This is a genomic window from Pseudomonas sp. B26(2017) (genome assembly GCF_002113045.1).
Lineage (GTDB): Bacteria > Pseudomonadota > Gammaproteobacteria > Pseudomonadales > Pseudomonadaceae > Aquipseudomonas.
The window spans coordinates 194,571-215,282 of the sequence record NZ_NEJJ01000004.1 but is presented as its reverse complement, the minus strand read 5'-3'; the positions used below and the strand labels follow the sequence as shown (position 1 = coordinate 215,282).

Genomic DNA, 20,712 nt, shown 5'->3' with positions numbered 1-20,712 from the left:
GCATAAAGCTGGTCAAGTGCGTTGCTCATCGCTAGAATTGCGCACTTTTTGATCAGAGGCGCACTTCAAGCGCCCGTCCGTCGGCTTCCGCCATCAGGCAAGCGACGTCACAAAACACCGAGGTTAGACATGTCCACCACTCCTGCGCCGGCCAATCCAAAGGTTGGCTTCGTTTCTCTGGGTTGCCCGAAAGCACTGGTCGACTCCGAGCGCATCCTGACCCAGCTGCGCATGGAAGGCTATGACGTGGTGTCCACCTATCAGGACGCCGACGTGGTCGTGGTCAACACCTGCGGCTTCATCGACTCGGCCAAGGCCGAATCGCTGGAAGTCATCGGTGAAGCGATCAAGGAAAACGGCAAGGTCATCGTGACCGGCTGCATGGGCGTGGAAGAAGGCAACATCCGTGACGTGCACCCGAGCGTGCTGGCCGTCACCGGTCCGCAGCAGTACGAGCAAGTGGTCAACGCGGTGCACGAAGTCGTGCCGCCGAAGCAGGATCACAACCCGCTGATCGACCTGGTGCCGCCGCAAGGCATCAAGCTGACCCCGCGTCACTACGCGTACCTGAAGATTTCCGAAGGCTGCAACCACAGCTGCAGCTTCTGCATCATCCCGTCGATGCGCGGCAAACTGGTCAGCCGTCCGGTCGGCGACGTGCTCGACGAAGCCCAGCGCCTGGTGAAATCCGGCGTGAAGGAACTGCTGGTGATTTCCCAGGACACCAGCGCCTACGGCGTTGACGTCAAATACCGCACCGGTTTCTGGAACGGCGCGCCGGTGAAAACCCGCATGACCGAACTGTGCGAAGCGCTGAGCACCCTCGGCGTCTGGGTCCGTCTGCACTACGTTTACCCGTACCCGCACGTCGACGAGCTGATCCCACTGATGGCCGCCGGCAAGATCCTGCCGTACCTGGACATCCCGTTCCAGCACGCCAGCCCGAAAGTCCTGAAGGCGATGAAACGCCCGGCGTTCGAAGACAAGACCCTGGCGCGGATCAAGAACTGGCGCGAGATCTGCCCGGACCTGATCATCCGTTCGACCTTCATCGTCGGCTTCCCCGGTGAAACCGAAGAGGACTTCCAGTACCTGCTGGACTGGCTGACCGAAGCCCAACTCGACCGCGTCGGCTGCTTCCAGTACTCGCCGGTCGAAGGCGCACCGGCCAATGACCTGAACCTGGATATCGTTCCGGACGACGTCAAGCAGGATCGTTGGGAGCGCTTCATGGCACACCAGCAGGAAATCAGCTCGGCCCGTCTGCAAATGCGCATCGGCCGCGAGATTGAAGTGCTGGTGGACGAAGTCGACGAGCAAGGCGCAGTCGGCCGCTGCTTCTTCGATGCCCCGGAAATCGACGGCAACGTGTTCATCGACAATGGCAGCAACCTCAAGCCGGGCGACAAGGTCTGGTGCAAGGTGACCGACGCCGACGAGTACGACCTCTGGGCCGAACAGATCTAAGCGCGAAAAATACAGAAAGCCCCGCTCTCTTTTACGAGATGCGGGGCTTTTTTACGGCTATCGTTTGGGGTGGGAAGGACTCCCTCATCCATGACAAAGAGGCTATCGGGCATGCGTCACCACTCGGTCATCCACACGCCGAAACTCAGCGATTATCAGGAACTGACCCGGGTCTGGGAGGCCTCGGTGCGCGCGACTCATGATTTCCTGCCGGAATCCTACATCGAGCTGCTGAAGAATCTGGTGCTGACCCGCTACCTCGACGCAGTGATGCTGATCTGCACCCGCGACAGCCACCAGCGCATCACCGGATTTGCCGGGGTCGCCGCGGGCAAGATCGAAATGCTGTTCATCGACCCGGCGCATCGCGGCCAGGGCCTTGGCAAGAAACTGCTGAAGTACGCCATGGAGCACCTGAATGCTGACGAACTGGACGTCAACGAACAGAACCCGCAGGCCCTGGGGTTTTATTTCAAGCAAGGGTTCAAGGTGATCGGCCGCTCGGAAGTCGATGGCATGGGCCAGCCCTATCCGCTGTTGCATATGCGTCTGAAACAACCGGAGCAGCGCGCGGTACGCGGCTAAAAGCCACACGGCGCAAATGCAATCGGGCTTAACCGGCCCCAGGCAGGTACAATGCCCACCCCTTTTTTGTTACGGCCCCTGTCATGACTGACCCGATTCGCCTCTCCAAACGCCTCATCGAACTGGTCGGTTGTTCCCGCCGCGAGGCCGAGCTGTTCATCGAGGGCGGCTGGGTCACCGTGGACGGCGAAATCATCGACGAGCCGCAATTCAAGGTCGGCGACCAGAAAGTCGAGCTCGACAAGGACGCCAAGGCCACCGCGCCGGAGCCGGTGACCATTCTGCTCAACGTGCCGGCCGGCATGGATGTCGACACCGCCATGCAGTCGCTGAATGCCGACACCCTCAGCGAAGAGCACCGCTACGGCAAGCGTCCGCTGCGCGGGCATTTCCTGCGCCTGACCGCCAGCGCTGACCTGCAACCCAAGGCCAGCGGCCTGCTGGTGTTCACCCAGGACTGGAAGGTGCTGCGCAAGCTCACCGCCGACGCGGCCAAAATCGAGCAGGAATACGTGGTCGAAGTCGAAGGCGACATGGTTGCCCACGGCCTCAATCGCCTGCAGCACGGCCTCACCCACAAGGGCAAGGAGCTGCCGCCGGTCAAGGCCAGCTGGCAGAACGAAAACCGCCTGCGCTTCGCCATGAAGAACCCGCAGCCGGGGATCATCGCCCAGCTCTGCGAAGCGGTTGGCCTGAAGGTGATGGGCATCCGCCGCATCCGCATCGGCGGCGTGTCCATCGGCAAGGTGCCGGTCGGCCAATGGCGCTACCTGTCCGGCAAAGAGAAATTCTAAGGCTCGCAAGCCACCCTATATTTCCGGCACCGCGCCCGCGCGATGCCCACAGCGAACAAACAGGATTGCACACATGGTTCACAATGACGTTCTGCGCAGCGTGCGCTACATGCTCGACATCAGCGACAAGAAAGTGGTCGAGATCATCAAACTCGGCGGCCTGGACGTCACGCTTGCCGATGTCGTGACCTACCTCGACAAGAAAGAAGAAGACGAAGAAGGCTTCGTGCGCTGCCCGGACGAAGTCATCGCGCACTTCCTCGACGGTCTGGTGATTTTCAAGCGCGGCAAGGACGAGAGCCGTCCGCCGCTGCCGATCGAAGTGCCGGTGACCAACAACATCATCCTGAAAAAGCTGCGCGTGGCCTTCGAACTGAAAGAAGACGACATGCACGCGATCCTCAAGTCGGCCGATTTTCCGGTGTCCAAGCCTGAGCTGAGCGCGCTGTTCCGCAAGGTCGGCCACACCAACTACCGCCCGTGCGGCGATCAGTTGCTGCGCAATTTCCTCAAGGGCCTGACCCTGCGCGTTCGCGGCTGATTTTTTTGCAAAAAACAAAACGGCGACTTCGGTCGCCGTTTTCATGCATGCCCCTCCATTCCTTCCAAAAATAGTGGCTCCGCTTTTCGCGGCCGGCGACTAGGGTGTACTGAACCCTAGCCCTCAGGATTCGCCATGCACCCGTATTTCTCCCTGCAAGGCCGCACCGCCCTGGTGACCGGCGGCACCCGTGGTATCGGCAAAATGATCGCCAAGGCCTTTGTCGAAGCCGGCGCCCGCGTGTACGTCTGCTCCCGTGACGCTGAAGCCTGTCATCAAACCGCTGAAGAACTCAGTGCCGTGGGCACTTGCCTGGGCGTGGCGGCGAATCTGGCGACGGAAGAAGGCGTTAAAGAACTGGCCGCGCGACTGGGCGAGCAGATCACTCATCTGGACATTCTGGTGAACAACGCCGGCACCACCTGGGGCGCTCCGCTGGAGAGCTACCCGGTCAAGGGCTGGGAAAAGGTCATGCAACTCAACGTGACCTCGGTGTTCAGTTGCATCCAGCAATTTCTGCCGTTGCTGCGCAAATCCGGCTCGGCGGCCAATCCGGCGCGGATCATCAACATCGGTTCGGTGGCGGGGATCTCGTCTTTCGGTGAACAGGCCTACGCCTATGGGCCGAGCAAGGCTGCTCTGCATCAACTGTCGCGAATTCTCGCCCGGGAACTGGTGAGCCAGCACATCAACGTCAACGTCATCGCGCCGGGGCGTTTCCCGAGCAAGATGACCCAGCATATCGGCAACGATCAGCAGGCACTGGCCGAAGACACCGCGCTGATCCCGATGAAACGCTGGGGCCGTGAAGAGGAAATGGCGGCGTTGGCGATCAGCCTGGCGAGTACTGCCGGGGCGTATATGACCGGGAATATCATTCCGCTGGATGGCGGATTCAGTCTTTAGGTCGGCGATCCGGCCTTCGCGAGCAAGCTCGCTCCCACACTTGGAATGCGTTTACCTGTGGGAGCGAGCTTGCTCGCGAAGAGGCCAGGTCTGACACCACCAGACTTGAAGCCTGCCGGGTTATCATGCCCGCCCTGCTCCGCTTCGAATGCAAACCATGACTTACAGCGTCTCCCCCATCGGCTTTGTCCGCTCCTGCTTCAAGGAGAAGTTTGCCATCCCGCGCCAGCCGCAACTGGCCCCCGCCGCCCGTGGCGTGCTGGAACTGGTGGCACCGTTCGATCAGGGCGACGCAGTACAGGGACTGGAGCAGGTCAGTCATGTCTGGCTGCTGTTCCTGTTCCATCAGGCACTGGAAGAAAAGCCGCGCCTCAAAGTCCGCCCTCCGCGCCTGGGTGGCAACAAGTCCATGGGCGTGTTCGCCACTCGCGCCACGCATCGGCCGAACGGCATCGGCCAGTCAGTGGTGAAGCTGGACAAAGTCGAGGCCAATCGCCTGTTCATCTCCGGTATCGACCTTCTGGATGGCACGCCGATTCTCGACATCAAACCCTACGTGCCCTACGCCGACATTATTGCTGACGCGTCCAACAGCATCGCCAGCGCTGCGCCGCAGTTGATTGACGTGCAGTGGACGGACTCGGCGCTGAAACAGGCGCACACACACGCTCAACGCCTCGATGAACCTTTAGTGGCGCTGATCGAGCAATGCCTGGCCCAGGACCCGCGTCCGGCGTATCAGGCGCCCGCGCCCGAACGCGAATACGGCGCGCAGTTCTGGGATCTGGATGTGCGCTGGCATTACCCCACGCCGGAGCAGATTCGCGTCCTGGAAGTGATTCCCGCCGCTGACTGAACCCCGAAAACGAAAAAGCCCGCGCTGCCTTCTCAGGCAACGCGGGCTGATCGTTCCCACGCTCTGCGTGGGAATGCATCCAGTGACGCTCTGCGTCACCTATAAACAGCTTACTTCTCGACGAATGCACGCTCGATCAGGTAATCACCCGGCTCACGCATACGCGCCGAAATCTTCAGGCCGAAGCTGTCGAGCACTTCGCTGGTCTCGTCAAGCATGCTCGGGCTGCCGCAGATCATCGCGCGGTCGTCCTGCGGGTTGATCGGAGGCAGGCCGATGTCGCTGAACAGCTTGCCGCTGCGCATCAGGTCGGTCAGGCGACCCTGATTCTCGAACGGTTCGCGGGTGACGGTCGGGTAGTAGATCAGCTTGTCACGCAGCGCTTCGCCGAAGAACTCGTTCTGCGGCAGGTGCTCGGTGATGAACTCGCGGTAGGCGACTTCGTTGACGTAACGGACGCCGTGAACCAGGATCACTTTCTCGAAGCGCTCGTAGGTTTCCGGGTCCTGGATCACGCTCATGAACGGCGCCAGACCGGTGCCGGTGCTCAGCAGGTACAGGTGCTTGCCCGGGTTCAGGTCGTCCAGCACCAGGGTGCCGGTCGGTTTCTTCGAGATGATGATCTCGTCGCCTTCCTTCAGGTGCTGCAGCTGGGAGGTCAGCGGACCGTCCTGCACCTTGATGCTGAAGAACTCGAGATGCTCTTCCCAGTTCGGGCTGGCGATCGAGTAAGCGCGCATAAGCGGGCGGCCGTTTGGCTGTTGCAGGCCGATCATCACGAACTGACCGTTCTCGAAGCGCAGGCCCGGATCGCGGGTGCACTTGAAGCTGAACAGAGTGTCGTTCCAGTGATGAACACTGAGGACACGCTCGTGGTTCATGTTGCTCATGTACGTGGGACTCCTGGAGATTGATCTGCGCCTGCCCGGCTCGCGTTGAAGGATGCCGACGGTGCGCAATTGCATCGCATTCTAATAGCGCCGACAATATCTGTTAACTGGATTATTAAGATAAGGGTTATCGGTTATATCGATATGCGATTTACTCTTCGTCAACTGCAAGTCTTTGTTGCTGTCGCCCAACAGGAAAGCGTGTCCCGTGCTGCGGGTCTGCTCAACCTGTCGCAATCGGCCGCCAGCACTTCCATCACCGAACTGGAGCGCCAGTCCAGCTGCCAGCTGTTCGACCGCGCCGGCAAACGTCTGAGCCTCAACGCCCTCGGCAAACAGTTGCTGCCGCAAGCCGTGGCCCTGCTCGATCAGGCCAAGGAAATCGAAGACCTGCTCAACGGCAAATCCGGTTTCGGCTCACTGTCGGTGGGCGCGACCCTGACCATCGGCAATTACCTGGCGACGCTGCTGATCGGCGGCTTCATGCAGCGCCATCCCGAAAGTCAGGTGAAGCTGCATGTGCAGAACACTGCCAATATCGTGCAACAAGTGGCTCATTACGAAATTGATCTGGGTCTAATCGAAGGCGATTGCAGCCATCCGGACATCGAAGTACAGAGCTGGGTCGAGGATGAACTCGTGGTGTTCTGCGCCCCGCAGCATCCACTGGCCAAACGCGGCAGCGCGACCATGGAAGCGTTAACGCACGAAGCGTGGATTTTGCGGGAACAGGGTTCGGGGACGCGCCTGACGTTCGATCAGGCGATGCGCCATCACCGCAGCGCGCTGAACATCCGGCTGGAGCTGGAACACACCGAAGCGATCAAGCGCGCGGTGGAATCAGGTCTGGGGATTGGCTGCATCTCGCGCCTGGCGCTGCGTGATGCCTTCCGTCGCGGCAGCCTGGTGCCGGTGGAGACGCCGGATCTGGATCTGGCGCGGCAGTTCTATTTCATCTGGCACAAACAGAAGTACCAGACCTCCGCCATGCGCGAATTCCTCGACCTGTGCCGCGCCTTCACCGCCGGGGTCCAGCGCAGCGACGAGATCGTTCTGCCGAGCATCGCCTAAAGCAGAATCACCGCCCACACCAGGGCAATCATGCTCAGCGCCACGAATTGCGCGGCACTGCCCATGTCCTTGGCGTTCTTGGACAGCGGGTGCAACTCAAGCGAGATGCGGTCAATGGCCGCCTCCACTGCCGAATTCAACAGCTCGACGATCAGCGCCAGCAGGCACACAGCGATCAGCAACGCCTGCTCGACCCGGCTGACATTGAGGAAAAACGTCAGCGGAATCAGCACCACGTTGAGCAGCACCAGTTGGCGGAAAGCAGCTTCGCCAGTGAAGGCGGCGCGCAAGCCGTCCAGCGAGTAACCGGAAGCGTTGAGGATGCGTTTCAGGCCCGTCTGGCCCTTGAAAGGTGACATAAAGTAGATAACCGACCGAAAGAAAGTGGGGAAGCTAGATCAACGAAAGTCAAAAAAGCGTGAAGACGCCAGCACTTACTGGCTCGGAATTGACTCAAGTTGCTGCAGCAGTAAAGCTGCCTGGGTCCGGGTTCGCACGTTCAACTTGCGAAAGATCGCCGTGACGTGGGCCTTGATGGTCGCTTCGGACACGCTCAGCTCGTAAGCGATCTGCTTGTTCAGCAACCCTTCGCAGACCATGGTCAACACCCGGAACTGCTGCGGTGTCAGGCTCGCGAGGCCATCACTGGCAGCCTTGGCTTCATCCGAAACACTGACCGCTTCAAACGCCTGAGGCGGCCAGAACACATCGCCGTCCAGCACCTTGCGCACCGCTTCCTGAATCACGCTCAGGTCGCTGGACTTGGGAATGAAACCACTGGCGCCGAATTCCCGGGACTTGACCATCACCGAGGCTTCTTCCTGGGCCGAAACCATCACCACCGGAATCTGCGGGTATTGACCGCGCAGCATCACCAGCCCGGAAAACCCGAAAGCGCCCGGCATGTTCAGGTCCAGCAGCACCAGATCCCAGTCAGCCTTTTCGGTCAGGCGGGCTTCCAGCTCGGCGATGCTCGCCACTTCCACCATGCGTACGTCCGGGCCAAGGCCCATCGTTACCGCTTGATGCAGTGCGCTACGAAAAAGAGGGTGATCATCGGCAATCAGGATGTCGTATGTGGCCATTTTTCAAATGATCCTGTTTTTGATGGCGGGCCCGCGCATTCGGGCCTTGCCAAAGCAAATCCAGACACCGCCCGGCAGCGGCATCCACAGGGGCACGTTCAACGCCAATCACGAACAAAAACGGCGTTTCAAACCTTGGCCGCACCCCAATCGGCGCCAAGCATGACCAGCGAAGCCGGGGTGGTCAAGCCGCACGGCCACTGCTTTAGCAGTATGGGCCAGGATCAGGCCGGTACGGGGGGCGCGTTTCGGATATAGGGCTGCAATTCGGCGTGGGCCGGCGTCGACACATTGACCTCCAGTTGCTGCTTGGCCCCCAGGTAATGCTGGCTGAACACATCGAAATAGGCGTCCAGCGCCGACGCGGCGTCCGAATCGCCGGCCAGTTCCAGGCACAGCGCCGCCACTTCGGCGGTGCACAGGTGTTCACTGCGGGTCGAGCGGCGCAGGCGATAACGCGACAGCTTGTCGGGTAACAGGCTCAGAATCGGCAAGCGGTCGAAATACGGGCTCTTGCGGAAAATCTTCCGGGCTTCGGTCCAGGTCGCGTCCAGCAAGATGAACAGCGGACGCTTGCTGCTATCGAGATCCACGGTGTTGGTCACCCGCGAGGGATCGACGTACTCACCGGGGAACACCAGATACGGCTGCCATTGCGGGTCGCTCAGCAGCGCCAGCAGTTGCTCGTCAGGTTCGGTCCGGGACCAGATGAAGGCATGGTTGTCGCGCACGATGTCGGCGATCAGCCAACCGGTGTTGCTGGGTTTGAACACTTCCTTGCCTGTCATGATCAGGCAAACGCCCGAGCGCGTATCGACGGTCGGCCGCCAGGCGCACAGGCAATGGCTGATGATCACCCGACAATCGCGGCAACGCGGGGAGCGAAAGCCACGGGCCTGAATCGGCTTGATACCTTCATCCTCGCGCTGGTCGCGCAGGCGGGCCACGGCGTTGGGGGCATGATTCATTGCAGGCGGCACCGGCAGACAGGAAAACTCGACACAAACGACACTCGGCAGGGCAATAAAGCGCGGCAGTTTACCAGAGCGGCAGGCACAAGCCTGTACCCTCCCGACCGGCTCCCCTATAATTCGCCGCCACTGAACGCACAGTCACGTGGCTGGTCGAACCACCAGTCACTGAACCAGGAGAGTTTCATGCTGCGCCTTATCGTTCCCACCGCTGCCATTCTGCTGGCTTCGTCCTTCAGCGCTCAGGCGGCATCCCTGAGTGAGCAGAATCTGAACCGAGAGCTGCGCAATGTCGCCGCACAAAGCAGCGTCGGCACGCCACGGGCGATCAACGAAGACATTCTTGATCAGGGCTACACCGTCGAAGGCACTACGCTGATCAACCACCTGAGCGTGCAAAAGAGCCACGCCGACAAAATGCGCGCCGATCCCAAAGCCGTGTATTTCCAGTTGGGCGCCTCGGTTTGCAACAATCCGTCGTACCGTAAGCTGATGGCCAAGGGCGCGATCATGCGTTACGACTTCACCGAAGTGAAAAGCAACAAGGCGATCGGCTCCGCCAGCTACCAGGAATCGGATTGCCCGAAAGCGGCTCCAGCGAAGAAGAAGTAATCATCGCGACGTGGCGCGCCGCTGTTCATCCTCGGCGCGCAGTTCGGCCAGCAAGGCCTGCAAGTAACGCGAGCGGCGATCCCCTCCCGCCAGCCGTCGGCAGCACTCCTCCTCGAGACTCACTTGGTTGGTCTCGGCCGATGCTTTCAACAACCGATACAGCTGCGTATCGATCTCCAGAATGACTCTGGTCATGTGTCCTGCCTCCTTGCCACCCGCAAATCCTTGAATAGCGTGCACCTTGCGTACGGTCGTTGACGCAAAGTTGTCGTACGGCGCCTTTAACTTAGTAAATCAGAGCATTCAGCCCTCGACGCGGCATCGGACGAGCGGTGAAAACACTTCGCAAAACGCCAATAAGCAGTTGCCAGGAAAGACTTTGCGGCGCAATGCTCGATGAGCGAGAAGTGCTTCGAGGGTCTAGATTCAAAGTATTCCCGTTCATTTTTCCAACGGCAGGAAAGGATCTGCCGGATGTCTGTTTTCTTGCAGCGCGGCACTGACGCCGCACGTCAGGGCCGAAAGCCCTGTGCAGAAGGAGAAGTTGCATGCCTTACCAACCGAATGACCTGCTCAGCCGTCATTTTCAGGAAAGCGGCCACGACCTCATCAGCAAGGTCGAAGAACAACTCAACCTCGTGTCACCCAACAGCCCGAATTCCCCCATTTACCGCGACATGATCCTGACCGTGCTGCGCATGGCCCAGGAAGACCACAACCGCTGGAATGCGAAGATCACCCTGCAAGCCCTGCGCGAACTGGAGCAGGCCTTTCGCACCCTTGAACAGTTCAAGGGACGACGCAAGGTCACGGTGTTCGGCTCGGCTCGCACCCCGGTCGAACATCCCCTTTACGCCATGGCTCGTGAACTCGGGGCGGCGCTGGCCCGCTCGAACATGATGGTCATCACGGGTGCCGGCGGCGGAATCATGGCAGCCGCGCATGAAGGTGCCGGTCGCGATCAAAGCCTCGGGTTCAACATCACCCTGCCCTTCGAACAACATGCCAATCCCACTGTGGACGGCACCAATAATCTGCTGCCGTTCCACTTCTTCTTCACCCGCAAGCTGTTCTTCGTCAAGGAGGCCGATGCGCTGGTGTTGTGCCCTGGCGGGTTCGGCACCCTGGACGAAGCGCTGGAAGTACTCACGCTGATCCAGACCGGTAAAAGTCCCCTGGTGCCGGTGGTGCTGCTGGACGCACCGGGCGGGACGTTCTGGCAAGGCGCACTGGATTTCATCCGCCAGCAACTGGAGGAAAACCGCTACATCCTGCCGACCGACCTGAAGCTGATGCGCCTGGTCTACAACGTTGAAGAGGCGGTGGAACAGATCAACCAGTTCTACGGCAACTTCCACTCCAGCCGCTGGCTCAAGCGCCAGTTTGTCATTCGCATGAACCACAAGCTGAGCGATCAAGCCCTCGACCATATGCAGGAAGCCTTTGCCGATCTGTGCCTGAGCGACCAGTTCCATCAACACGCCTACACCGGTGAAGAACACGACGAGGCTCAATTCAGCCACCTGACGCGACTGGCCTTCGCCTTCAATGCCCGGGACCACGGGCGTCTGCGAGAACTGGTGGACTACATCAACCAGCCTGAAAACTGGGCCCAGTCCCCCCCCCAGACCGCGCAACGCACCCGCGAACCGTCGAAGGTAACGTGAAGGCAAAAAAAGGCCCGCTATTGAAATAGCGGGCCTTTTTTTGATTGAAGCTGGAGCGATTTAATCGTCCATCCCTCTGCCGCTGAACAAGCGGTTGATCATCTCCATCGAGAATCCCCGATACGCCAGGAACCGACCTTGTCTGGCGCGTTCCTTGGCATCGCCGGGAAGCTGTCCGGAGAACTTCCGTTGCCACGTGTCCGTTAGCTGCTCCTGCCAGTTGATGCCGCTCTCACGCAACGCGAGTTCAATATCGGCGCGTTGCAAACCGCGCTGGCCAAGTTCTTCGCGAATCCGCAGTGGGCCGTAACCGGAGCGGGCGCGATAGGAAACAAAGCTTTCAAGATAACGGGCTTCGGAAAGCAGCCCTTCTTCCGTCAAACGGTCAAGGGCTGTTTCGATCATCTCGGGGGGAGCGCCACGCTGACGCAGTTTGCGCGTCAGCTCGACTCGACCGTGCTCGCGGCGTGCGAGCAGGTCCATGGCGGTTCGCCGCACCGCGACGAGGGTATCGAGTACGGCGGTTGTCATCGGTGCAATCAGATATCAGCGTCAGCCAGGTCGTCTTCGGTCTCTTTGACCGCAGAAGCCTTCGAGTCGGCGATCACTGCTGGCGACAGCAGTTTGTCACGCAGTTGCTTCTCGAGCTTGGCCGCAACTTCCGGGTTGTCTGCCAGGAACTTGGCCGAGTTGGCCTTGCCCTGACCGATCTTGGTGCCTTCGTAGGCATACCAGGCGCCGGACTTCTCGACAAAACCGTGCAGCACGCCCAAGTCGATCATCTCGCCGTTCAGGTAGATACCCTTGCCGTAGAGAATCTGGAACTCGGCCTGACGGAACGGCGAAGCCACCTTGTTTTTCACAACTTTGACGCGGGTTTCGCTGCCGACCACTTCGTCGCCTTCCTTCACCGCGCCGGTACGGCGGATGTCGAGACGAACCGAAGCGTAGAACTTCAGCGCGTTACCACCGGTAGTGGTTTCCGGGCTGCCGAACATCACGCCGATCTTCATCCGGATCTGGTTGATGAAGATCACCAGGCAGTTGGCGTTCTTGATGTTACCGGTGATTTTACGCAGCGCCTGGGACATCAGACGGGCTTGCAGGCCCACGTGCATGTCACCCATTTCGCCTTCGATTTCAGCCTTCGGCACCAGGGCGGCCACAGAGTCGACGATGATCACGTCAACGGCGTTGGAGCGCACCAGCATGTCGGTGATTTCGAGGGCCTGCTCGCCGGTGTCCGGCTGGGAAACCAGCAGGTCGTCGACGTTGACGCCCAGCTTGCCGGCGTACTCGGGGTCGAGGGCATGTTCGGCGTCGACGAAGGCGCAGGTCGCACCGGCTTTTTGAGCCTGGGCGATCACGGACAGCGTCAATGTGGTTTTACCGGAAGATTCAGGACCGTAGATTTCAACGATACGGCCTTTTGGCAGGCCGCCGATGCCAAGTGCGATGTCCAGACCCAGAGAGCCGGTGGAGATGGATGGGATCGCCTGACGGTCCTGATCGCCCATACGCATTACGGCACCCTTGCCGAATTGACGTTCGATCTGACCCAGGGCCGCAGCCAAGGCTTTCTTCTTGTTGTCGTCCATTAAAGTCCTCACGTAATCAATAAGGCCTGACGGCCAACACCTGTATAAGTAGCCAGTATTATTCCACAGCGTTCACGGATCGCCTACCCCTGATTTTCGATTTCTCGTGCCGCTAGCCGCAGCAAGCCGTCTAGCGCGGCCTTCACCGTTTGTCGGCGGACTTCGTCGCGGTTTCCGGGGAAGTGCTGGAGCTCACTGGAAACCGTGTCGCCCACACCCCAAGCCAGCCAGACGGTGCCCACTGGTTTGTTCGGCGAACCACCGTCCGGCCCGGCCACACCGCTGACCGCCACGGCAAACCGCGCCAGGCTTTTCTCCTGAGCGCCACGTACCATGGCTTCGACCACCTCGCGACTGACCGCGCCCACGGTGCCGAACAGATTAGCCGGTACATTCAACTGCTGGGTTTTCTGGCGGTTGGAGTAGGTCACGTAACCCGCCTCGAACCACGCCGAACTCCCCGGAATGCGGGTGATGGCTTCGGCAATCCCGCCACCGGTACAGGACTCGGCCGTAGTGACATGGGCGTTGAGCAATTGCAGACGTCGGCCAAGTTCGGCCGCCAGTTGGGTGATTTCTTTCACGGCGCGCTCCGGATCGGATGGAATGGGTACCACCGTACACGAGCCGGTTGCGCTTTCAATACACAAGCTTATTCAAAATGTGCAGGCGCCAGCGCTCTGATATAGGCCTGACAAGCCTGCAAGGCGATCAGTCCACGGTCGCCTTCGCCGGTGATGGCGACAATTCGTCGAGCATGCGCCGGGTCAAGTCGGGCGCGTACGGTTGCATGATCCACGCCGCCGGCGCCGGTGGTGGCTGACACACCGCAGCCTTGGGCAGCATCGCCTGCGTCGATGAGGACTGACAGGCGCAGATCAGCAGTGGCAAGACGATCGCGCAGGCGATCCTGATCACGTTGGGCATCGTTCAGTGCTCGGTAATGAGTTTGTTCACTGGCCGCGAGCCGTTGCTCAACGGCCAGTCGCTTGTCCTGCTCGGCCTGTTGCGCAGTCGCGGCCGTCAGGGTCAGTTGATTGAGGATTTCGGCGTGCTGCCGGGCCTGCTCGGCCAGTTGCCGACCGTAGCGCCAGTCCTGGAATTGCCACGCCAGCGCCGCCGACCCTGCGACCAGCAGCACCAGGCCAATCAGCCGCCAGATGCTCAGACCGAAGGCAGGCATAGCACCGCCCTCGCCCGCCCCCAAAGCTCCAGGCGATCCTGCAAGCCGTTCAACCCGCCGTTGATCCGCCGGGTAATGCTGTTGAACTGATCCTGATCCGCCAGCGCGTTCAGGCCATTCTTCTCCCAGAACCACGCAGCGGACTCGGCCGCCCATTGCGGTTGTTCCAGCAGTTCCGGCAGCGCCAGCAAACGCTCATCGCCGAACAGCCCGAGACTGCACTGGCGATAGTTGGCGCGCCCGGTGATCTGGATCAACCCGCGACCGCGATACTTCTGCCCGTCGCCATCCGCCTCGGGCGTGTTACCCAGGCGCAAGGCCAGCGTACCGGTGTCGTATTTGCTCAGGTATTGGTTGTTGCCCAGTTCACGCACGTACTGCAACTGCCCCGATTCGTGTCCGATCTGGGCGAGAAACGCAGCGATGCGCTTGGGCGTGTCGATGCGATGGCGCGCCATGGCATCGTTGAGTGCAGAAACAAAAACGCCCGCTTGGCGGCGGGCGTTGGGCATGATGTTGAGTAGGTTGTCTTCAGTAATTTGCATAATGCTCGATCCTCCCTGGATGCGCCGATTGAAACACGGATGGCGACCAAAGCTGATCAGCCATTGTTTACCTCAGTTTTCAGCGTGCTGTCCGGGGACACCTGGATCATTCGCTTGAACAACCCCAGCATGCCTTGATTGGCCGTCAGCCTCTCTAGCGGCGGGTCCAGTGGCAGTACCTGTCCTCCGGAAACCAGCCACTCCTGGTACTCGAGCCAGTCCCGATTAACGGGATCCTGTGGAATAAACGCTGAATCACTCAGGCGCAGAACGCCATACGATGTGAGCTGATAACTCATGGACTTGTCCCTAGATTTCCGCGTCCGCGGTCCAATCGACCTGCAATGCCTGCCCGGGAAAGCTGCCTACGGGCGTCACGGTGGCAAGCGCAAACCCTCGCTCGCTCACACTTTGCAGGATGGTTCCTGTGCAGGCCTTCGCAAGCGATGAATGCCAGACTTGATTGCTCGCCTCACCAGGGCAATACGTCACGACCGTTGGCTGAACTCGCTTGGGCACCTGCATATCGATGCACATTCCATATTGGCCGGAATTGGCTGCCGCTACTTGGGAAAAAGTGGCGATACAGGTTCCTGGGCCGTTGTTCGAACGGATCGGCAAACGGTTTACAAAGGATTTTTCGAAATAGCGCTGACAGAGAGTCAACTCTTCCGCCGCTGGACGGTATTCAAACGGTGTTGCAACCGGCCCCTCCTCCAATTGCATCTGTGCCAGATCGACGGTCTGCAACACGTTGAGCGGCAGATCGAACGACAAGGTCAGGCAGTCATTCACGCCCAGCATTTTCCCGGCGATGGTTGGCACCTGAAACGTTGCGCTGTATTTCTTCCACGACGTACTCAGTTGAAAGACGTCGACAACCTTCACGACACCCTCCGAACCGCCCGCCCCGAATTGCTGGGCAATCGTGACACGCAAAGGACGCGTCGCATCGGATCGCGCCCAGAAGCTGACTGTCGCCATTCGTCCGGCCAGGGTCCTGACCGATTCAATGCTCTGGGCGACTTTATGCACCGTTGCTCCCGTGCCTGCGGTGGCCTGCTGCCAGCGCAGGAAATAAGCGGGTTCACCCACGACTTCCGTTTGACCGAGGGGAAAATCCTGGCGCGAAATGCTGACACCTGCGTTGCCGTTCCAGTCGCACCGAAAGCGATCCGCCACATAGCCACCGATGTTCGGCCCCTGATTGGTCGTGCCGCGTTGCCAGATATTGAATCCACCATTGATCAACAGATTCTTGCGATACACCTGCACAGGAAACTGCTGCAGCGGATCAGGCTTGGCCAGTTGCCGAATGGCCTGTGCCAGTTGATCGGTCTGCTCCTCATCCGGCGTCAGACCGGCGGCCGTGATCGCGTTGAGAATTTCCTGGGTCACACTGTTTCCCCAACTGGCCGGGATCAACGATCCCGGTTTTCCGGCGATGGGGTCTTCATCGACGAACTTGCCATTCTCCAGGCCTGAGCCGGGAACGCTTTTCGGATAATCCATGTTAATTCCTCCTTGATCAGATCATCGGCTCAGCCCTTTGAGCGCAGCAAGCCTTCAAGCCAGTCGGGCTCTACCGGACGAGCCTGGGCATCCGGAAATTCCGGATCATTGGGCCAGTCGCGCAGTGCCTGTCGATAGGCGAGAAGTTGTTTGAATTCGTCGGTGCGCAGAGTGGTGCCTTCGCCGACTTCCAGCTCTTCGGCATCGCGAAGAACCAGCCATTGGGTGCGATCCAGTACCTTGTCTCGCCAGGCCCTCTCTGTGTCATCGGGGATTTGCTCAGCCAGTAGCACCCGTTCCGGGCGTCCGTTGGCGGTCAGAGAAAGAACGGTTCCTTTTGGAGCGTTCGAGACCAGCGCGCAATACTCGCCCTCGCTTAATTCAAAGGCGTCCACAGGAATATTGGTGCCGTGTAGATCGGAGTGATAAAAGCCGGAAGTTGTCGGAGAAAAATAGTACATGCTCAATATCCTATTCCGATGACACGAGCGGCAATGGAGCCTGACGGCCATTCAGGACAACGTACATTTATGCCTGCCTGCCGACTCACGGTCGCATTATTGTTCCAGATCAGTTGCGTTCCGGATGCCGTGCCTTCATGGGAAGCGACTGCAAGAAACAGCGCGTTGGGAAAGACCAGCGGCCATAGATTCAGATCGCCATAACCATTGTTCCCCGCCTGGCTGGCCGCCCCGGTGATCCACTGAATGATTAGTCCACCCATCCACGAGGGGAAAACGACATAGCCGGATGCCCCCAGCCTCACCATGAACCCTAGCCTGAGTTTTTTAGGGGTCACGACAGAAGTATCACTGACGCCGGCGTTGACCTCCGCCTGAGATGCAACCTTTGCAATCCCCATCAGCGACTCGGTCGCCTGTTGCACCTTCTTCGCTATCGATTGAAACACTCGTAACGGCGTCATCACCTGGGTAGCACTGGTTCCCGACTCTGCTTCGTCCTGACTGGCCAGGCTGTCGCTCTGCTTCTTCGAGATCAGCGTATCGATTGCCGCCCTGAGTTGGGTGTTATCACTCTCATCGGCAGCCGTCCCTGCGCTTTTGATGACTTCAAGAATTTCTTGCGTAACACCATTTCCCCAGCTTGCCGGAATCAACGAACCGGGTGTTCCGGTGAGAGGGTTTTCGTCAACAAACCTGCCATTCACCAAACCTGCACTGGGAATGTTTTTTGGATAATCCATTACCTGTCTCCTGAATATGAATACACGTCCATTCGGCTGCGTCAGGCAGAAACTGCCGTGAACCAGGCAGGCTGCTCAGGCCGCTCAGCGAAGATCTGAAACGAGCTCACGGCAGGCCAGTCGCGCAAGGCCTGGCGGTACTCGAGCAGCTCCAGATACTGCTGAGCCTTGAGCGTTGTTCCACGTCCCAGTTCCTGCTCGTCGCGGTGGCGGGTGACCAGCCATTCGGTGGCTGCGAGCATGGTCTGGCGCCAAGTGCGTTCTGCCGCCAGAGGCTCGCTGTCCTCGACTACAAGGCCCTTGGCGACAATGGGACTTTGCATTGCGCGCGAAGGCTCGACAGCGGGAGCCGCATCGGCCATCGGCGCACCGATTTCAACGTCGACACCTTCGGGCACCTGCACCATCGCCGCGACGAAAGCAGGCGCGAACAGTTGCTCGATCGCGTAGTCACCGGTGTCGATCACTTCGACCGCGACACCGTTTTCAATGCGTGCATAACGGGCCATTACTCGTACTCCCAGATTTCACAGAAGGCATTGCCGCCGGCGCCGCTCACGATTGACGCAGAAGCGTGAACCGAGCAGGAACCACTGCCGCCCGAACCTCGAACACCTGCATTGCCAACGGTGTTTGACCCACTGAAAGGGCCACCACCATCGAACGGACTCGGAGCTCCGCAACCCGACAGCAACCCCCAATTGGCGTTGCTCATTCCGAAACCTCCGGTGATACCGCGAGCACTGCAGAGATTGCCTCCAGCCAGTAATCCACCTACCCCGCCCTGAATGAATCCTGACGAAGTGCCCGTGACCACGATCCCCAGTTTCTGCCCGCCACCACCTCCCGAAACACTCATGTAGCTACCAAAGGAAGCGCCGCCGCCCGCAAGGCCCGTGGTGTTGCTGACAGCGCCCCCGGCGCCAAGCGAAACCGGTACGCCGGCGAGCATTTGCGCGGTGACGTCATACAGGCTTTCCGCATACGCGCCGGACCCGCCACCACCGCCGAGAATTTGAGTGCCTGTCGGAACAGATTCGCATCCGCCCCCAGAACCTCCCGCCCCGACCAATCGAACGCGAATCCGTTTGGCCCTCGGGTTCGGCTTGTAAACCGTAATCCCGACCGTCTCGATCTGTCTGACTGCCAGCAGCCGCCCTACGGCATCGGTAATGCCGTAGCCCGCCAGCGTGGTCGGGGTGTTCTGCAGTTTGGTGAAGTCGACAAGGGCGCCAATGGCCGTTGCCAGCTGGTTGGTTTTGCTCTCGTCAGGTGTCAGTCCGGCGGACTTGATGGCGTTGAGAATTTCTTGCGTGACACTGTTGCCCCAAGAGGCGGGGATCAGTGATCCGGGCGTGCCGGCAACGGGGTTTTCATCGGTGAATACGCCATTGACCAGGCCGACGCCAGGGATGCTGTTTGGATAATCCATTGCACGGTTCCCTATGCTGCGATCAGTTGGTTAAGGTTGCGCCGGGCACTGCCGGCCAGGTGACCTCGCGGGGAAAACCGGCCTGTTTTTCGATGCGGTTCAGCTCCACGCTGTAGAGCTTCCATTCGAGTAATTGCAGTTGCTCTTCGTGGCTGGCGTCGCCGATGTCTTCGGCGTATTGCAGGGGGGCGATGCGCAGGACCGCGTCGCGCAGCAGCGTGTCACGCTTGTCGACAAGGACAGACTTGATCGCGGATAAATGTGCCGCTTCATCGAGCATCCATGCCTGACCATTCCAGATATACCCCTCCCCAGGCCAGAGCTCGGCAGTGAGGTGATCCGGTAACTCACCCGGTTCATCCCATATTTGTTTCGCTCCACTGTCTTTTCTGTAAACCACTCCACGGTGATCGGTCACTTCACGAGGAATATTGTTCACCAGAGCCCAGACACGGCCACTTCCAGGCGATGGCAACTCAAAAGGCAGCTGCACCGAATTACTGGGCAACTGGATGCCGAGACCAGGCGTTTCGGCAAACTCCACGGGACCAGACAGACAGCCCACGTGATCAAACAAGTAATTAAACATGGGCACCTCAGATAAGTTTGATCCGACCCGGATAGGCGATATTTCGAGGACGCGTGATGCCGCCATGATTCAACAGGTCTGCGTCCGAAATCGGCGAAACAGTCTCGGAAGGAGTGATGTATTTGACCGTGGAGCCCACGTAATCGGTGTAACTCCCCATATCGAAACCCAACTGGGCCTTTTGGCTATTGATGTGCGTAGCAAACAAAATATTGTCGCCAATGCCATTGTCGCCCTGGACCAGCGAGCCTTTTTGCCAAGAGCCCGGCACACGTCCGGGATCGATCAGACCGCCCTCTGCCAGTACCCGTAGAAACTCACCGCGGGCCTCTGGTAATCGGAAGTTTGTGGCTCCGTCCCCCAGGGACCATGCACCGGCACGATCAGCTTCGGAACGCAACATGCCGGACTGTTGCGCGTGGTCCCAGAGCCACGGCCAATCCGAGCGATTGAGTAACGAGCCATTCAAAGCCGCATAGCCACCCGGCAAAACGGAAAGACTGGTCTCGAAGGCAATGTGACCCAGTGACGAGCCGTCTAGGCGTCCGACTGGCCACCAGCTACCCGCTGCGTCACTGCGCAGATGCCACCAGTCTCCCGCCCCCATCAACACCAGAAACGGATAACCGCTGGGTGAAAGGTGAGTGTGAAAACGGATGCGGTCGGAACCCGACGCCTGAACGATCAGGCGGTTGCCGCTGTTATCCATGCGCCGAACAATCACATCGCGTACGCCCAGGCCCGCGTTCGCCGGCGGCAACGTGACCGTCACGGCGCTGGATCCGCCATCGATCAACACCAGGCCCAGCTCCGGGTCGGTCAACGCCTTGGATGCAGTCAGCCGTGTCACTACCGAACGCATCGGACTGGCATTGCCGACAATCGACTGAATGGCTTTGAGCAACTGACCGGTATCGGCCTCGGCGGCTGTCAGCCCGGCGCCGGTAATCACGTTGAGAATCTCTTGCGTCACGCTGTTGCCCCACACCGCCGGAATCAACGATCCCGGCGTTCCCGCCACCGGGTTTTCATCGACGAACCGGCCATTGACCAGGCCGACGCTGGGGACGCTTTTTGGGTAATCCATCGGATGTTCATTCCTCTGAAATGACAAATGAAACGTGGCCGCGCGCGGGTACTCGCAAAGGCTCAAAACGCTTCTGTTTCTGAAAATAAAAAGCCCACCGTGAGGTGGGCTTGGGTG

General features: G+C 59.6%; 28 protein-coding genes. 10 read left to right on the top strand and 18 right to left on the bottom strand.

What is annotated here, in order from left to right:
- Window positions 1-129 precede the first annotated feature (129 nt).
- From rimO to tsaA, 6 genes are all read left to right on the top strand, one after another.
- Window positions 130-1,467: a 30S ribosomal protein S12 methylthiotransferase RimO gene (gene rimO, locus CAF79_RS08140; RefSeq protein ID WP_085697394.1), complete on the top strand. Its 1,338-nt coding sequence runs from the start codon at window positions 130-132 to the stop codon at window positions 1,465-1,467.
- A 111-nt stretch (window positions 1,468-1,578) separates the two neighbouring features.
- Window positions 1,579-2,052 carry a GNAT family N-acetyltransferase gene (locus tag CAF79_RS08135; protein WP_085697393.1) on the top strand — a complete coding sequence of 158 codons (474 nt, stop codon included), beginning with the start codon at window positions 1,579-1,581 and terminating at the stop codon, window positions 2,050-2,052.
- 83 nt (window positions 2,053-2,135) lie between these two features.
- On the top strand, window positions 2,136-2,846 hold the full coding sequence (locus CAF79_RS08130) for an rRNA pseudouridine synthase (RefSeq protein WP_085697392.1): 711 nt from the start codon (window positions 2,136-2,138) through the stop codon (window positions 2,844-2,846).
- A gap of 73 nt (window positions 2,847-2,919) precedes the next feature.
- On the top strand, window positions 2,920-3,387 hold the full coding sequence (locus tag CAF79_RS08125; RefSeq protein WP_085697391.1) for a DUF1456 family protein: 468 nt from the start codon (window positions 2,920-2,922) through the stop codon (window positions 3,385-3,387).
- Window positions 3,388-3,522: 135 nt separating this feature from the next.
- Window positions 3,523-4,293, top strand: a complete 771-nt coding sequence (locus CAF79_RS08120) for an SDR family oxidoreductase (protein WP_085697390.1) — start codon at window positions 3,523-3,525, stop codon at window positions 4,291-4,293.
- A gap of 157 nt (window positions 4,294-4,450) precedes the next feature.
- Complete coding sequence (gene tsaA, locus CAF79_RS08115; protein WP_170929708.1) at window positions 4,451-5,149, top strand: tRNA (N6-threonylcarbamoyladenosine(37)-N6)-methyltransferase TrmO; 699 nt, start codon at window positions 4,451-4,453, stop codon at window positions 5,147-5,149.
- Between the two features lie 110 nt (window positions 5,150-5,259).
- Here the strand turns inward: tsaA and fpr are convergent, their stop codons facing one another.
- The gene (fpr, locus tag CAF79_RS08110; RefSeq protein ID WP_007908723.1) at window positions 5,260-6,039 is read right to left on the bottom strand and encodes a ferredoxin-NADP reductase; all 780 of its coding nucleotides are present in this window, start codon (window positions 6,037-6,039) and stop codon (window positions 5,260-5,262) included.
- Window positions 6,040-6,183: 144 nt separating this feature from the next.
- Here fpr and CAF79_RS08105 point away from each other — a divergent pair, with 144 nt between their 5' ends.
- Window positions 6,184-7,110: a LysR family transcriptional regulator gene (locus tag CAF79_RS08105; protein WP_085697388.1), complete on the top strand. Its 927-nt coding sequence runs from the start codon at window positions 6,184-6,186 to the stop codon at window positions 7,108-7,110.
- Here CAF79_RS08105 and CAF79_RS08100 read toward each other — a convergent pair.
- Together CAF79_RS08100 and erdR are read right to left on the bottom strand one after the other, a co-directional pair.
- Entirely contained in the window at window positions 7,107-7,469 is a 363-nt protein-coding gene (locus CAF79_RS08100) for a diacylglycerol kinase (RefSeq protein WP_003222276.1), read from the bottom strand. The two genes, CAF79_RS08105 and CAF79_RS08100, sit on opposite strands and share 4 nt — an antisense overlap.
- A 75-nt stretch (window positions 7,470-7,544) precedes the next feature.
- Window positions 7,545-8,195 carry a response regulator transcription factor ErdR gene (erdR, locus tag CAF79_RS08095; RefSeq protein ID WP_085647827.1) on the bottom strand — a complete coding sequence of 217 codons (651 nt, stop codon included), beginning with the start codon at window positions 8,193-8,195 and terminating at the stop codon, window positions 7,545-7,547.
- On the opposite strand from erdR, the gene CAF79_RS29110 reads away from it, so the two are divergent.
- Entirely contained in the window at window positions 8,188-8,361 is a 174-nt protein-coding gene (locus CAF79_RS29110) for a hypothetical protein (protein ID WP_170929707.1), read from the top strand. The genes erdR and CAF79_RS29110 overlap by 8 nt on opposite strands.
- A gap of 58 nt (window positions 8,362-8,419) precedes the next feature.
- Here the strand turns inward: CAF79_RS29110 and CAF79_RS08090 are convergent, their stop codons facing one another.
- A complete protein-coding gene (locus CAF79_RS08090; RefSeq protein WP_085697387.1) occupies window positions 8,420-9,163 on the bottom strand; it encodes a tRNA-uridine aminocarboxypropyltransferase in 744 nt (247 codons plus the stop codon).
- Window positions 9,164-9,352: 189 nt separating this feature from the next.
- Between CAF79_RS08090 and CAF79_RS08085 the strand changes: the two genes are divergently transcribed.
- The gene (locus tag CAF79_RS08085) at window positions 9,353-9,778 is read left to right on the top strand and encodes a PA3611 family quorum-sensing-regulated virulence factor (RefSeq protein ID WP_085697386.1); all 426 of its coding nucleotides are present in this window, start codon (window positions 9,353-9,355) and stop codon (window positions 9,776-9,778) included.
- Here CAF79_RS08085 and CAF79_RS08080 read toward each other — a convergent pair whose 3' ends face one another.
- Entirely contained in the window at window positions 9,779-9,973 is a 195-nt protein-coding gene (locus CAF79_RS08080) for a hypothetical protein (protein WP_085697385.1), read from the bottom strand.
- A 353-nt stretch (window positions 9,974-10,326) separates the two neighbouring features.
- Between CAF79_RS08080 and CAF79_RS08075 the strand changes: the two genes are divergently transcribed.
- Window positions 10,327-11,445, top strand: a complete 1,119-nt coding sequence (locus tag CAF79_RS08075; RefSeq protein ID WP_085697384.1) for a TIGR00730 family Rossman fold protein — start codon at window positions 10,327-10,329, stop codon at window positions 11,443-11,445.
- Between the two features lie 60 nt (window positions 11,446-11,505).
- On the opposite strand, the gene recX is transcribed toward CAF79_RS08075, so the two are convergent.
- From recX to CAF79_RS08010, 13 genes are all read right to left on the bottom strand, one after another.
- On the bottom strand, window positions 11,506-11,976 hold the full coding sequence (gene recX, locus CAF79_RS08070; RefSeq protein WP_085697383.1) for a recombination regulator RecX: 471 nt from the start codon (window positions 11,974-11,976) through the stop codon (window positions 11,506-11,508).
- An 8-nt stretch (window positions 11,977-11,984) separates the two neighbouring features.
- Window positions 11,985-13,043, bottom strand: a complete 1,059-nt coding sequence (recA, locus tag CAF79_RS08065) for a recombinase RecA (protein ID WP_085683314.1) — start codon at window positions 13,041-13,043, stop codon at window positions 11,985-11,987.
- An 83-nt stretch (window positions 13,044-13,126) separates the two neighbouring features.
- On the bottom strand, window positions 13,127-13,627 hold the full coding sequence (locus tag CAF79_RS08060; RefSeq protein ID WP_085697382.1) for a CinA family protein: 501 nt from the start codon (window positions 13,625-13,627) through the stop codon (window positions 13,127-13,129).
- A 68-nt stretch (window positions 13,628-13,695) separates the two neighbouring features.
- On the bottom strand, window positions 13,696-14,226 hold the full coding sequence (locus CAF79_RS08055; protein WP_085697381.1) for a lysis system i-spanin subunit Rz: 531 nt from the start codon (window positions 14,224-14,226) through the stop codon (window positions 13,696-13,698).
- A complete protein-coding gene (locus CAF79_RS08050; protein WP_085697380.1) occupies window positions 14,208-14,771 on the bottom strand; it encodes a glycoside hydrolase family 19 protein in 564 nt (187 codons plus the stop codon). Before CAF79_RS08050 ends, CAF79_RS08055 begins: the two co-directional genes overlap by 19 nt.
- 56 nt (window positions 14,772-14,827) lie before the next feature.
- Window positions 14,828-15,070 carry a hypothetical protein gene (locus CAF79_RS08045; protein ID WP_011332738.1) on the bottom strand — a complete coding sequence of 81 codons (243 nt, stop codon included), beginning with the start codon at window positions 15,068-15,070 and terminating at the stop codon, window positions 14,828-14,830.
- Window positions 15,071-15,080: 10 nt separating this feature from the next.
- Complete coding sequence (locus CAF79_RS08040) at window positions 15,081-16,283, bottom strand: carbohydrate binding domain-containing protein (protein WP_085697379.1); 1,203 nt, start codon at window positions 16,281-16,283, stop codon at window positions 15,081-15,083.
- A gap of 29 nt (window positions 16,284-16,312) precedes the next feature.
- Window positions 16,313-16,744: a phage tail assembly chaperone gene (locus CAF79_RS08035; RefSeq protein ID WP_085697378.1), complete on the bottom strand. Its 432-nt coding sequence runs from the start codon at window positions 16,742-16,744 to the stop codon at window positions 16,313-16,315.
- Between the two features lie 2 nt (window positions 16,745-16,746).
- Window positions 16,747-17,487 carry a hypothetical protein gene (locus CAF79_RS08030; RefSeq protein WP_085697377.1) on the bottom strand — a complete coding sequence of 247 codons (741 nt, stop codon included), beginning with the start codon at window positions 17,485-17,487 and terminating at the stop codon, window positions 16,747-16,749.
- 41 nt (window positions 17,488-17,528) lie between these two features.
- Window positions 17,529-17,996, bottom strand: coding sequence for a phage tail assembly chaperone (locus CAF79_RS08025; RefSeq protein ID WP_085697376.1), 468 nt, complete (start codon window positions 17,994-17,996; stop codon window positions 17,529-17,531).
- Window positions 17,996-18,919 carry a hypothetical protein gene (locus CAF79_RS08020; RefSeq protein ID WP_085697375.1) on the bottom strand — a complete coding sequence of 308 codons (924 nt, stop codon included), beginning with the start codon at window positions 18,917-18,919 and terminating at the stop codon, window positions 17,996-17,998. The genes CAF79_RS08025 and CAF79_RS08020 overlap by 1 nt, the downstream gene beginning before the upstream one ends.
- A gap of 22 nt (window positions 18,920-18,941) precedes the next feature.
- Window positions 18,942-19,508, bottom strand: a complete 567-nt coding sequence (locus CAF79_RS08015; protein ID WP_085697374.1) for a tail fiber assembly protein — start codon at window positions 19,506-19,508, stop codon at window positions 18,942-18,944.
- Window positions 19,509-19,515: 7 nt separating this feature from the next.
- Window positions 19,516-20,595 carry a phage tail protein gene (locus tag CAF79_RS08010; RefSeq protein WP_085697373.1) on the bottom strand — a complete coding sequence of 360 codons (1,080 nt, stop codon included), beginning with the start codon at window positions 20,593-20,595 and terminating at the stop codon, window positions 19,516-19,518.
- Window positions 20,596-20,712 lie beyond the last annotated feature (117 nt).